Origin of the sequence: Robertmurraya phoenicis (assembly GCF_047302285.1) — a bacterium.
Classification (GTDB): Bacteria; Bacillota; Bacilli; order Bacillales; family Cytobacillaceae; genus Robertmurraya.
In genome coordinates this window covers 4409720-4422726 of sequence record NZ_CP154845.1, presented here as the reverse complement: position 1 = coordinate 4422726, position 13007 = coordinate 4409720, and the positions used below count along the sequence as shown (strand labels likewise).

The 13007-nt window shown below is 38.1% G+C and carries 10 protein-coding genes; 9 read left to right on the top strand and 1 reads right to left on the bottom strand.

Features of this window, described 5'->3' with window-relative positions:
* The first annotated feature begins 24 nt into the window (after nucleotides 1–24).
* From AA0X71_RS22010 to AA0X71_RS21975, 8 genes are all read left to right on the top strand, one after another.
* A complete protein-coding gene (locus AA0X71_RS22010) occupies nucleotides 25–1350 on the top strand; it encodes a 6-phospho-alpha-glucosidase (RefSeq protein WP_413357425.1) in 1326 nt (441 codons plus the stop codon).
* Nucleotides 1351–1418: 68 nt separating this feature from the next.
* Nucleotides 1419–1910 (top strand): PTS glucose transporter subunit IIA, encoded by a 492-nt coding sequence (locus tag AA0X71_RS22005; RefSeq protein WP_413357423.1) that lies wholly within the window; start codon nucleotides 1419–1421, stop codon nucleotides 1908–1910.
* A gap of 418 nt (nucleotides 1911–2328) precedes the next feature.
* Nucleotides 2329–3615, top strand: coding sequence for an ABC transporter substrate-binding protein (locus tag AA0X71_RS22000; protein WP_413362720.1), 1287 nt, complete (start codon nucleotides 2329–2331; stop codon nucleotides 3613–3615).
* 194 nt (nucleotides 3616–3809) lie between these two features.
* Entirely contained in the window at nucleotides 3810–4763 is a 954-nt protein-coding gene (locus AA0X71_RS21995) for a carbohydrate ABC transporter permease (RefSeq protein WP_413357422.1), read from the top strand.
* Nucleotides 4760–5608 (top strand): carbohydrate ABC transporter permease, encoded by an 849-nt coding sequence (locus AA0X71_RS21990; RefSeq protein ID WP_413357420.1) that lies wholly within the window; start codon nucleotides 4760–4762, stop codon nucleotides 5606–5608. Before AA0X71_RS21995 ends, AA0X71_RS21990 begins: the two co-directional genes overlap by 4 nt.
* A 93-nt stretch (nucleotides 5609–5701) precedes the next feature.
* A complete protein-coding gene (locus AA0X71_RS21985) occupies nucleotides 5702–6718 on the top strand; it encodes a LacI family DNA-binding transcriptional regulator (RefSeq protein ID WP_413357419.1) in 1017 nt (338 codons plus the stop codon).
* A gap of 73 nt (nucleotides 6719–6791) precedes the next feature.
* Nucleotides 6792–7703 carry an ROK family protein gene (locus tag AA0X71_RS21980; protein WP_413357417.1) on the top strand — a complete coding sequence of 304 codons (912 nt, stop codon included), beginning with the start codon at nucleotides 6792–6794 and terminating at the stop codon, nucleotides 7701–7703.
* Between the two features lie 75 nt (nucleotides 7704–7778).
* Nucleotides 7779–9215, top strand: a complete 1437-nt coding sequence (locus AA0X71_RS21975) for a glycoside hydrolase family 1 protein (protein WP_413357415.1) — start codon at nucleotides 7779–7781, stop codon at nucleotides 9213–9215.
* 569 nt (nucleotides 9216–9784) lie between these two features.
* Here the strand turns inward: AA0X71_RS21975 and AA0X71_RS21970 are convergent.
* Nucleotides 9785–11560, bottom strand: a complete 1776-nt coding sequence (locus tag AA0X71_RS21970; protein ID WP_413357413.1) for a glycoside hydrolase family 13 protein — start codon at nucleotides 11558–11560, stop codon at nucleotides 9785–9787.
* Nucleotides 11561–11737: 177 nt separating this feature from the next.
* Here AA0X71_RS21970 and AA0X71_RS21965 point away from each other — a divergent pair, with 177 nt between their 5' ends.
* Complete coding sequence (locus tag AA0X71_RS21965) at nucleotides 11738–12757, top strand: LacI family DNA-binding transcriptional regulator (protein WP_413357411.1); 1020 nt, start codon at nucleotides 11738–11740, stop codon at nucleotides 12755–12757.
* Nucleotides 12758–13007 lie beyond the last annotated feature (250 nt).

Sequence of the window (13007 nt, the reverse complement as noted above, 5' to 3'; positions counted from 1 at the left end):
CATTAATTGAAGGGAATGGAGAACATGAAAAAATTCTCAGTAGTAATCGCAGGCGGAGGAAGTACGTATACACCAGGAATCGTAATGATGTTACTAGATAACTTGGATCGTTTTCCACTTCGTAAATTAAAGTTATATGATAATGACGAACAAAGACAGGCTGTTTTAGGTGAAGCGCTTGATATCGTTTTAAAAGAAAAAGCGCCACATATTGAGTTTGCTTTTACAACAAATCCAGAAGAAGCGTTCACAGATGTTGACTTCTGTTTCGCCCATATCCGTACTGGGAAATATGAAATGCGTGAAAAGGATGAAAAGATTCCTTTAAAATACGGTGTAGTTGGTCAAGAAACATGCGGACCAGGCGGAATTGCTTATGGAATGAGAAGTATCGGTGACATGATCGAAATGATCGACCTGATGGAAAAATATTCACCAGACTGCTGGATGTTAAACTATTCAAATCCTGCAGCGATTGTAGCGGAAGCGTGCCGTGTGCTTCGTCCAAATTCAAAGGTGTTGAATATTTGTGATATGCCTGTTGGAACACTGCGTAGAATGTCTCATATTATTGGCAAAGAGCCGAAGGATTTAGAAGTGCGTTATTTCGGGTTAAATCACTTTGGTTGGTGGACGAGTGTTAAAGATAAAGAAGGACATGAGTATCTTTCAGAAATTCTCGACTATGTAGCAGAGAATGGCTATTTAACACAAAAAGAAGTAGATACGCAACATATGGATGCAAGCTGGCAAGAAACTCATAAAAAGGCAAAAGATTTACTAGCCGTTGATCCAAGATTCTTGCCAAATACGTATTTAAAGTATTATTTATATCCTGATTATGTGGTTGAACATTCGAATCCGAATTATTCAAGAGCCAATGAAGTAATTGATGGCCGTGAAAAGACAGTCTTTTCAACAGCAAAATCGATTGTAGAGAGAGGTACAGCGGAAGGCTCTGAGTTTGAAATGGGCGCACACGCAACCTTTGTCGTCGACTTAGCTCGCGCGATTGCTTTTAACACCCATGAAAGAATGCTCTTGATTGTAGAAAACAATGGAGCGATTGCTAACTTTGACGATGATGCCATGGTAGAGGTTCCATGTATTGTTGGAAGTGACGGTCCAGAACCGCTAAACCAAGGCAAGATTCCTGAATTCCAACGTGCATTAATGTACCAGCAAGTAACAGTCGAAAAATTAGTTGTTCAAGCTTATATTGAAGGTAGCTACCAAAAGCTATGGCAAGCACTAACACTTTCTAAAACTGTACCAAGTGCAAAAGTAGCGAAAGACCTTCTTGATGATTTAATTGAAGCAAACAAAGAATACTGGCCAGAATTAAAATAATACGAGATAGAAGAAATGGCGAAAAATGCGTAGTGCTTTTTCGCCATTTTTATAAAGGAGAGAGCGGAATGCTGAAAAAACTATTTGGAAAAAAAGAAACTTGGATAGACCTTATGGCACCGATTACAGGAAAAATAGTTAAAATTGAAGACGTTGCAGACCCCGTATTCAGTCAGAAAATGATGGGTGATGGGATTGCCGTTGAGCCAACTGAAGGTGTAGTCGTTTCTCCAGTAGACGGGGAGATTGTACAAATTTTCCCTACGAATCATGCTGTTGGTCTTCGCACTCAATCTGGTTTAGAAATCTTGATTCATATTGGCATGGAGACAGTAGCCATGAATGGAGAAGGTTTCAAAGGTCATGTAACACAAGGAGATAAAGTCAAAGCAGGAGATAAACTTGTGACGTTTGATTTGGATTTAGTTAAGGAAAAAGCAGAGAGCACGATTTCTCCCGTTGTGATTACAAACTATGATGTCGTAGATTCTTTAACCAAGATCGAGGGAATCTCGGTAACACGTGGTGAATCTGTATTGTTACAGGTGAAGATGAAGTAGATTTATAGCCGATTCAAATGATGAAGATCGAACACTTCTTAAAAACATAGGGAGTGTTCTTTTATTTGGTGTTCTATTTGCAAAAATAAATAGAAACCGGTTTCGTAAATGATAGAATAAGAGGGTTATATCCACGTGTAATCATTATTTTTAAAGGAATATAGTAATTAAATCATTAAAAACTAAGAGATTTTTATAAAAATTTTAATAAATTCATAAATTTAGTGGTTGATTTTTAAATAAAATGCCATTATTATGAAAATGTAAGCGATTACTTTTTTATTTTAGGTATTTTAGAAACCGGTTTCCGAAAAAAAGAGAATAACTTTCTTGGGGGTGTTCATTCTTTAAATTGATCTTTATGGTGTAAAAACTATCAAAATATCAAATTATTTAGGGGGTCATGAATTTGAAAAGCATGAAAAAATGGGCTGCGTTCGGAATATCATCATTGCTTGCGCTATCTTTAGCGGCTTGTAGTGGAAATAGTGAAGATACATCAGGTGATTCTAACGATAGTAAGGAAGAAATTACGTTAGATTTTTGGACTTTTGGTGCGACTGGGTATGAAGAATTAGCGAAAGAATACGAGAACGAAAATCCTAATATCAAAATTAAAGTAAAATCGTCTGAAACAGCCGATCATCATGATGCGTTATTCACTTCGTTATCTGCTGGTAGCGGTGCACCGGATATTGCCATGCTGGAAATCGACCAATTTGACCGTTTCAAAGTAGCTCAAGATCGATTCGAGAATTTATATGATCTTGGCGCAAACGATGTAAAATCTCAGTATTTAGATTGGAAATGGGTAAGTGGAGCAAACGCGGATGGTGATTTCCTATTCGGTCTTCCAACAGATATTGGACCTAAAGCGTTGTACTATCGCACAGACTTATTTGAGCAAGCTGGACTTCCAATCGACCCGGCAGAGGTAGCGGCTTTAATTAATTCACCAGAAGAGTTTGAAAAAGCTGGTTTACAAGTAAAAGAAAAAACAGGAATGCCTTTTGTTGATAGTATTGAAATGGCGTTCAGAGCTTACTTAGATGCTGCAGAAACAGCTTATTTGACTCCTGATAATGAATTGAATTTAGGAGCAGACAGTGAAGTGAAAAGAGCCTATGACTATGCGGTTCGCTTAAATGATCTTGGAATCGTTGGTAAGTTTGAAATGTGGAGTCCAGAATGGGCAAACGCAGTTAACCAAGGTGAGTTCGCCGCTGAACTTGGTGCAGGTTGGTTAAAAGGGTGGATGGAAGGAAATGCTCCTGATGCTGTAGGAAAGTGGAATGTAGCGACATTGCCAACTGACTTTGCTGCTAACTGGGGTGGTTCTTACATTGCTATACCAAATGAAACAAAGCATGCTCAGGAAGCTTATGATTTTATTGAATGGCTTGTTTCACCAGAAAATCAATTAAAATCATTCCAAAGCCATGGATTATTCCCATCTGCACAATCGGTATATGATATGGACGAATTTAAGTCAAATGCAGATGAATTCTTCGGTGGTCAAGCAACAGCGCCTGTGTTCGCCGAAGCTGCTCAAGACATTGCAGGTATTCCATATAAAGGTGAAAAGTACTTCCCGATTCATAATGAAATCTTGAATGCGCTAAAGAATGTCCAAAATGAAGGGGCAGACTCAGAAAAAGAATGGGAAGCAGCAGTGAAACGTGCGGAAGATTTATTAAACCGATAATCTACTAAAATGAATAGCGGTCGGTTTACAGGTGCAAGTCTTTTGATAAAAAAGCTTGTAATAGTAGGCCGACCATCTTCGTATTGTGAATATGCCTTTCGCAACCACATATGAGGTGTAAATGTCAGTTTTTTGGACATTTACGAAAAAATAACATTCATTACGAAAACAGCGAATAGAAAAGAGGCGTGAAAATGGACTCTATCAGTAAGAAGGAGACTATCATTAAAAAGAAAAAATACAAGTCTGAGGAAAAAAAGGACATGATTTCCGGGTATTTATATATAGCTCCTTTCTTCATAATTTTTACACTTATTGGCTTATATCCTGCGCTTTTTAGTATTTATTTGGCCTTTCAAAAATGGAACGGATTAAGCCCGATGACATTTAATGGATTGGCTAATTTTCAGGTCGTATTAACTGATCCGCTGTTTTGGAAGTCGGTTTACAATACGATCATTATGGGGATCATGGGCACTGCTCCTCAGTTGGTGGTTGGTCTTATCCTCGCCTATTTATTAAATATGGCTTTTCTTAAGTTTAAAAGTTTCTTTCGCGTAACTGTATTTATGCCTTATTTAACCTCCATGGTTGCCGTAGCTCTTATTTTTAGTGTGCTGTTTAGTAATCACGAATCTTCTTTGGCGAACTACGTCTTGACCAACTTCTTTGGACTTGATCCAATCGCATGGAAAGCCTCAGAATGGGGGACAAAAATTGCGATTTCGATCATGGTTTTCTGGCGTTGGGTAGGATATAACACGATCATTTATCTAGCTGGAATTCAAAGCATTCCGAATGATTTATATGAGGCGGCGACAGTTGATGGGGCAAATAAATTTCAGCAGCTTTTTTATATTACAATCCCGATGTTGAAACCATTTATCCTTTTAACGGTATTCACTTCAACGGTTGGAGCGATGCAATTATTCTCTGAGCCAACTGTATTCTTAGGTAGAGATGCTTTTACAAGAGATGAAGCGATGACGATTGTGATGTACTTGTATCGAGATGCATTTAGATTGCAATCATTTGGGACAGCATCAGCAACCGCGATTATTTTATTAGTTATCATTACGGTATTTGCTGTTTTCAATTTAAAGTTAACACAAGGTTTTGGAAGGAAAAAGAGAGGTGAGGAAAGATGAGTAAACAACAAAATCTAAAACGAAAAAAATTCTCCATCGGCAGAATATTTGTTTACGTATTCTTATTCATCGCTTCTATCGTTTCACTCTTTCCTTTCTACTGGATGTTTGTCATGGCAACAAGGCCGAGTGCTGCCTATAACTCGATTCCGCCAACTCTCACACCGGGGAATATGATGATTGAAAACTTTAAAAAAGTGATGAGTCAAATTGATTTCTTTGGAGGAATGTGGAACTCTTTTATCCTTTGTGCAGTCGTAACGATTGTGGTTTTGTTCATCAGTTCATTAGCAGGTTTTGCTTTTGCGAAGTTTAAATTTCCTGGCAAAAACATTCTCTTTATCGCGATTTTAGTAACGATGATTATCCCGCCGCAGTTAGGGTTAATCCCTCAATATTTTTTAGTTTCGAAAGCTGGGCTTCTTGATACATTGCCTGGGGTCATGATTTTATTCTTTTTAAATCCATTAGGAATTTTTCTAATGCGTCAATATATTTCAGAAGGGGTTCCAGATGAATTAATTGAAGCGGCAAAATTAGATGGGTGTTCGAACTTCAGAATCTACTGGAGCATTGTCTTGCCGATTATCCTGCCGGCATTTGCTACATTAGGGATCATTGTCTTTACGGCAGTTTGGGGAGAATTCTTATGGCAGTTTACGATTTTAAGAGATCCTGAAATGTATACCATTCAAGTAGCATTGGCGCAATTAAGCAACACCAATAATATTGATTTTGGAATGATTTTATCTGGGGTGTTCTGGGCGACTGTTCCATTACTAGTTATCTTCCTATTATTTAACCGTTTATTTATCTCAAGTATTACGGAAGGGTCTGTAAAATAATAAATTTTTCCTACCCTGCTATTGTTTCATTTTCCAACTACTTGTAATCTAACATTAAGAGAGAATTTAGATGGGAATAGAAGGGATAACATAATGAACTTAACGATCGATGACATTGCCAAGATGGCAGGAGTATCACGTTCAACCGTATCGAAAGTCATTAATAATTACGGTGGAATAAGTGACAAAACAAAGAATAAAGTCATGACAGTCATAAATGAAATGGGTTATGCGCCTAATTTTTCTGCTCGCTCACTCGCGACTAAGAAATCAAGTCTTATTGGACTCATTTATGCAGGTAAAATTAATGTCGATATGACCCACCCTTATTTTAATGAAGTTATTTCGACCTTTAAAAAAAATATTGGCTTACTAGGCTACGATATTCTAATGTTTTCCAATGAACATTTTCAAGGGAGTTATTTAGCGAGATGTAGACATTTTAATTTAGACGGTTGTTTAATTATTGCTGGTGAAGAAGTAGAAAAGGCTACTTTTGAGCTTGCCGAAAGCGGTTTTCCTTGTATTGGGATTGATATCGAATTAACTGGGCCGAGAGCAAGCTATGTCATGACAGATAATGTGAATTTATCAAGAAAAGTAGTCGAGCATTTTTATTTGAACTCCCTTAGAAAAATTGGCTATATCGGTGGGATGCGTGAATCTGTTATTTCAAATCTACGGCTAAAAGGGTTCACGGATGCGATGAATCAGTTTGGTCTTGACATCAATGACGAATGGATTCAATATGGGGATTTTCAAGAAGAAAGCGGCTATATCGCGATGAAGAAAATGCTTGAATTGAAGGATTATCCAGAAGCTATATTTGCTGCATCTGACTTAATGGCATTAGGTGCGTTAAGGGCTATTGAAGAAGCGGGACTTCATACACCGAGTGATATTCGAATTGTCGGATGTGATGACATCGCAGCTTGCCGATATAGTGCCCCAAAACTGACTACGGTCAAGCAGGATAAAGAGAAAATCGGTAAATTATCAGCTTATATGTTAAATGATTTAATTGAGGGAAAATCGAAACTTAAGCCTGTGTTTACTGATTCTGAACTGATCTTGAGGGAATCGTGTGGAACGAATAAAACCTTCTGGTAATTCATATTGATTTAAGTTTTTAAAGTATATTTTTTTACACCAAGAATGGTATGGGATGATAGGAGGGTTTCTGGTGAGTTATTTTGCAGTTTTTGATGTCGGAGGTTCCGCGATTAAATATTCTCTAATGGATGAGACAGGAAATTTTTTAGAGAAATCATCTGTCCTCACTCCTAGAGATGGGCTAGATTCCTTTATTGATACGATAGATTCCGTGGTCAAAGGTTTCCAAAAAAGTCATAAGGTAAGCGGCGTCGCTTTAAGTATGCCGGGGGCTGTCAACGTCGAATCTGGATTTATTAAAGGGATCACGGCTATTTCCTATATTCATGGGCCAAATATAAAGGAATTGATCCAAGAGCGAACCGATCTCCCTGTAGAGCTAGAAAATGATGCGAATTGTGCCGGGCTGGCTGAAGGTTGGATAGGTGCGGCAAAAGGAAACAGTGATTATATCTGTGTTATCATTGGTACTGGAATCGGTGGAGCACTGGTTCTGGATAAAAAAATTCGTCATGGCAGAAATCTCTTCGGTGGGGAATTTGGTTATATGATTCTCGAAGATTATTTGGCACAGCCTATAGGTGAGTCATGGAGTGCACTTGCTGCCACCTGGGGCTTAGTAACGCAAGTCGCAAAGCGTAAAGATATGGACCCACATACTCTCGATGGAGTTACGGTCTTTAAAATGGCAGATGATGGTGACATGGAAGTGCAGGATGAAATCGAAAAGTTTACTAAGCGTCTAGCTGTAGGAATTTATAATTTGCAGTATATCATTGATCCGGAGAAAATTTTGCTCGGTGGGGCAATTAGTAAACGCGAAGGATTCATTGACCAAATTAACGAAAAGTTAAAAGTCATGAAACCAAATGAACAATGTCTCACCATTCAGGTGGAGCCATGCCAATTTGGAAATGATTCAAACTTAATTGGTGCTCTGTATCATTTTTTACAAAGGGCTACAAAAATGTCTAGCCGTTGAAGGAGTTGAACCATCAGCTTACCCAGTTGTATGGTTCATTTCTTTAAGGAGAATATATACATAGGAGGGTAAGAGATGTTACATGAAAATTTAAAATCATTTCCGAAAGATTTTTTATGGGGTTCAGCTTCTGCTGCTTATCAAGTAGAAGGAGCTTGGGATGAAGATGGAAAGGGTCCTTCTAACTGGGATCAGTTCGTTCGAATTCCTGGTAAAACCTTCAAAGGTACAACAGGTGATGTAGCGGTTGATCATTACCATCGCTACAAAGAAGATGTCCAATTGATGGCCGAAATGGGAATGAAAGCTTACCGTTTTTCTGTTGCTTGGGCACGAATTTACCCTAAAGGGAAAGGGACTGTAAATGAAAAAGGCCTACAGTTTTATAGCGATTTAATCGATGAACTAATTAAAAACAAAATTGAGCCTATTTTAACCATTTATCATTGGGATTTACCACAAGCCCTTCAAGATCAATATGGAGGCTGGGAATCTCGAGAAATCGTCCAGGACTTTACGGATTACGCAGTAACTTTATACAAACATTTTGGTGATCGAGTCAAGTACTGGGTAAGTCTGAATGAGCAAAATATCTTCACTGGTTTAGGATATCGAATGGCCTTACATCCTCCAGGTGTGAAGAATGAAAAGCTCTTTTATCAAGTGAATCATCATGCCAATCTAGCAAATGCAAGTGCGATTAAAGAGTTTCGTAAGTATGTACCAGACGGGAAAATCGGACCTAGTTTTGCGTACTCCCCATCCTATGCTGCATCTTCAAAGCCGGAAGATATTCTTTCTGCGGAAAATGCAGAAGAGCTAAATGCTCATTGGTGGATGGATATTTATGCGTGGGGAACATACCCTAAGGCTGCTTGGAATTACTTAGCGGAAAAAGGTTTGGCTCCAATGATCGAAAACGGTGATTTCGAGTTGCTAAAAGAAGGCAAACCAGATTTTATGGGGGTAAATTATTACCAAACGACAACCTTTGAAATGAATCCACTAGATGGAGTTTCCGAAGGGAAAGTGAATACATCAGGTAAAAAAGGGACATCTCAGGATACAGGAGTCCCAGGTCTCTTTAAAACGGTCAAGAATGAACATCTTGAACGAACAAATTGGGACTGGAATATTGATCCGACGGGTCTTCGAATTGGCCTTCGTCGAATCACAAACCGCTACAAACTACCGATTTTAATTAGTGAAAACGGTCTGGGCGAATACGATAAGCTCGAAGAAGGCGATGTAATCAATGATGACTATCGCATAAATTATCTCCAACTACATTTAAAAGCGGTTCAAGAAGCGATCACGGATGGTGTGGATATGATGGGCTATTGTACCTGGTCGTTTACAGATCTTCTCAGCTGGTTGAATGGTTTCCAAAAACGGTATGGTTTTGTGTATGTCAATCAACACGAAGAAGGAGAACATGACCTTCGCCGTATCAAAAAGAAAAGCTATTATTGGTATAAAGAAGTGATTGAGACGAATGGTCGTAATCTATAATAGAAAAAAGAGGCAGGGACATAACTAGCTTCAAATCATGAGAAAGGTGAATCCTGAGGGTACTCAAATTCACCTTTCTCTATTTGTGTATGTTAATTTTCCATTAACGTAACACCCATTTCGTTTTCTACCTTCGATTTTCCTCGTAGAGAAAATCGAGTGAAACTCAAATTAGCCTTCAAGAATCCAATCGATTTCTGGTTTGTCTAAATTTCTAATATAAGACCCTATTTTACTCCAACCACCTCTCACCATTAAGCGGAATTTTTCCTGTTATCTCCTCATTGGAGTCCCTTTTCGGGAAAATAACGGAAGATTTTCCGCTTATGGAGGGCAAAATCGTTTATTTTGGCATTTTTTGAGTGAATAGCAGGAATTTTTCCTGTTATTTCGGCTCTTTTTCATGATGGTTGCTCATTAGTCGGAATTTTTCCTGTTATTTTTCATACCGATACTCCAACTGTTTATACGAACATTTTATCCACAAGTCGAGGGAATTTATACACTCCAAACTAGAATCAAAAAGTCGTTAACACCGACTTTTTGACCCAGCCTCTTTTTTTAAAGAGTTAATCGAGTAATTCTTCAAAGATACGAAAGTCTAATCCACTCAATTGGATAGGAGTGTCTAAATGGATCGGCCTCTTTTTAAAGGAACCATCTGCCATTATGAATTCATGCAATGGTTTTGTACTTAAATCTTTTGTCACCTCTACTTGATCATGGCTATTGTTTAGCATGAACAATAATCTCTTTTGAGCATTCGCTTTTTCATAAATGAGATAATTTTGTTCCGCATCTGCATGAATAATTCGGAAATTACCACCATTTCCAACTAGCGGCTCATTCTTACGCCATGCTATTAGATTCTTAAGGAAAGCAAATAACTCTCGGTCCTGCTTGCTTTCATTCCATTCCATACAAGCACGACACCCAGGGTCTTGTCCGCCGGCCATGCCTATTTCATCCCCGTAATAAATACATGGAGATCCGAAAAAGCTAAATTGGAAAAGGTAGAGCAACTTAACTCGTTTGCGATTCCCATTCGCTAAAGTAAGAATACGAGGTGTATCATGGCTATCTAATAGATTAAACGCGACTTCATTCACGTTTTTAGGGTACATTTGCTGTACTCTAACAATTGAATCTTCGAAGTCTTGGATGCTCATTATTTCCTTTGCAAAAAAATCGATAGCACTATTCGTAAAAGGATAATTCATGACTGCGTCAAACTGATCCCCTTGTAGCCATGGCATCGAATCATGCCAAATTTCACCTAAAATATATGCTTCAGGTTTTACAGCTTTAACCGTTTTGCGGAAATCTCTCCAAAAAGCATGGTCAACCTCATTTGCTACATCCAATCGCCAACCATCAATATCAAATTCCTCTACCCAATAACGGGCAACGTCAAGTAAATATTCCCTTACTTCATGGTTTTCTGTATTTAACTTGGGCATGGAAGAAACAAAGGCAAATGTATCGTAGTTTGGCTTTGGTTCAGTCACAACAGGGAATTCCCATAGGTGAAACCAATCTTTATACTTAGATTTCTCTTGATTCTTTAATACATCCTGGAATGGTGGAAAATAAAAACCACTATGATTAAAGACCGCATCTAGCATGATACGGATGCCGCGTTTGTGACATTCTTGCACTAATTGGCGGAATGTTTCTTTATCCCCGAACTGTGGGTCAATTTCCATGTAATCGATTGTATCGTATTTATGATTCGATCCAGCCTTAAAGATGGGGGTAAAGTAGATTCCGTTTATGCCGAGTTCAACAAGGTGATCTAAGTGATTGATTACGCCTTGGAAATCACCACCAAAGAAATTGTTTGGGCCAGGCTTTGCGCTCCCCCAAGGAAGCGTATCTTTTGGGTTTATAGATCGATCACCATTTGCGAATCGTTCAGGGAATATTTGATACCAAACAGTATTCGAAACCCATTCAGGTGCATGGAACACATCAATTTTATTTAGAAATGGAAAGCAAAAGAAATAAGAGATATCTTCAGCTGGAATATGATCTAGGAAACCTCTTTCAGTATAGATGATGCTTTTTTCCTTTTCGCTAAATAGTTGAAATCCATATCGAAGTCTACGATATTCCGGTACAATCTCGACAATCCAGTAATCGAAAAGTCTATCTGAAAATTGGATGTGCATATCCCTGTGTTGATACACCCAACCTTTTTCTCCCCATTCATGAGGGTCACCGTGGATAAGTTGAACTTTTGTGACATCATTTTTTTTCGTTTGTAAGCGGATGTGTAATACCTTTTCATTATACGCGTATGCATAGTTGTTCTTTGGACGATGAAATATAGCTTCTTTTAACAAAATAAAATCCCCTTTAACAAGTTATTAGTTATAGTAGATTAATGTACTTAAGTGTATCAACCTCCCTATAAAGAAATGAAGATTGAATTAATGGGTGCAGAAAAAACTGTCTTCGTTAATGGGAGTAATAGTAGTATAATAGCTCTATAATCATGGAAAAGAGGTAGAGGTGGGAAAATGGTAACGATAAAAGATGTAGCGAAAATCAGTGGGGTTTCCCCCTCTACAGTTTCTCGTGTTATTGCGGACAATCCAAGAATCAGTGAAGATACGAAGAAAAAAGTACGGAAAGCAATGAAAGATTTAGGCTATCATCCAAATATTAACGCACGCAATCTTGTTGCCAAGTCAACTAAAGCGATCGGTGTCATTATGCCGTCATCGACAAACATTGCTTTACAAAATCCATTCTTTCCAGAAATATTACGAGGAATCGGTTCGATCCTTCATGAAGCTAAATATTCCATGTATCTATCTACAGGGGGCACTGAAAAAGAGATTTTAAGTGAAGTGCAACGAATGGTCTATGGAAGTTATGTAGATGGAGTCATTCTTCTTTACTCCCGAATTAATGACAAAGTGACGAACTTTTTGAGAGAACAAGGTTTTCCATTTGTCATTGTGGGGAAGCCCTATGATTATGACACGGAAATTACCCACGTGGATAATGATAACATTAGAGCAGGGAAAGAAATAACGAAGCATTTAATCGATATGGGTCATGAAAAAATTGCTTTTATTGGTGGATCAAGGGAATTATTTGTAACGCGGGATCGTGAAAGTGGTTATGTGGCTGCTTTAAACGAGGCAGGAATTAAAGAGTGTGAGTCGTATAAAATTCATACCGAATTCCTTGAGTCAGGTGGGAAAGAAGCTGTAGAGGATCTCATGTCATTAGATACCCCTCCAACCGGGTTAGTCGTCAGTGATGACCTTATTAGTCTAGGAATTTTAAGCATGCTAGAGAACTATGGGGTTCGCGTTCCACAAGATATTTCATTAGTAAGCTTTAACAATGTTTATCTTTCTGAAATTACTCGACCTGCACTGACAACTGTTGATATACAAATCTATGAGCTTGGTGCACAATCTGCTAAAGCATTGATTGAGAAAACAGAAAACAAAAATGAACCTGCCAAACGAATTATTATTCCGTATCAAATTGTTTATCGGGATTCTGTGAGTAGGTTAAATTAAGAAGAACTATTATTCATACACAACGGACTTCCATCTTAGGACGGTTTATTCTTGTAATAAAAGAGGTTTCTCAAAGGTTGATTAAACTTTTGGGAGGCCTCTTTTTTATACTTCATGTTTGCCACCCTTTTCTGTGCGCGGCTAACCAGCTCTTCCTCGGTTTACAAAAAACAACCCCAATGGTATATTAATAATATTAAATATATTAAATAAAAATTTAACAAATTTAATATTAGATGTAGATTATTCA

What these genes read in the sequence shown, in the direction of transcription:
- AA0X71_RS22010 (WP_413357425.1), top strand. Translation starts at nt 25, where the DNA reads ATGAAAAAATTCTCAGTAGTAATCGCAGGCGGAGGAAGTACGTATACA.
- AA0X71_RS22005 (WP_413357423.1), top strand. Translation starts at nt 1,419, where the DNA reads ATGCTGAAAAAACTATTTGGAAAAAAAGAAACTTGGATAGACCTTATG.
- AA0X71_RS22000 (WP_413362720.1), top strand. Translation starts at nt 2,329, where the DNA reads ATGAAAAAATGGGCTGCGTTCGGAATATCATCATTGCTTGCGCTATCT.
- AA0X71_RS21995 (WP_413357422.1), top strand. Translation starts at nt 3,810, where the DNA reads ATGGACTCTATCAGTAAGAAGGAGACTATCATTAAAAAGAAAAAATAC.
- AA0X71_RS21990 (WP_413357420.1), top strand. Translation starts at nt 4,760, where the DNA reads ATGAGTAAACAACAAAATCTAAAACGAAAAAAATTCTCCATCGGCAGA.
- AA0X71_RS21985 (WP_413357419.1), top strand. Translation starts at nt 5,702, where the DNA reads ATGAACTTAACGATCGATGACATTGCCAAGATGGCAGGAGTATCACGT.
- AA0X71_RS21975 (WP_413357415.1), top strand. Translation starts at nt 7,779, where the DNA reads ATGTTACATGAAAATTTAAAATCATTTCCGAAAGATTTTTTATGGGGT.
- AA0X71_RS21965 (WP_413357411.1), top strand. Translation starts at nt 11,738, where the DNA reads ATGGTAACGATAAAAGATGTAGCGAAAATCAGTGGGGTTTCCCCCTCT.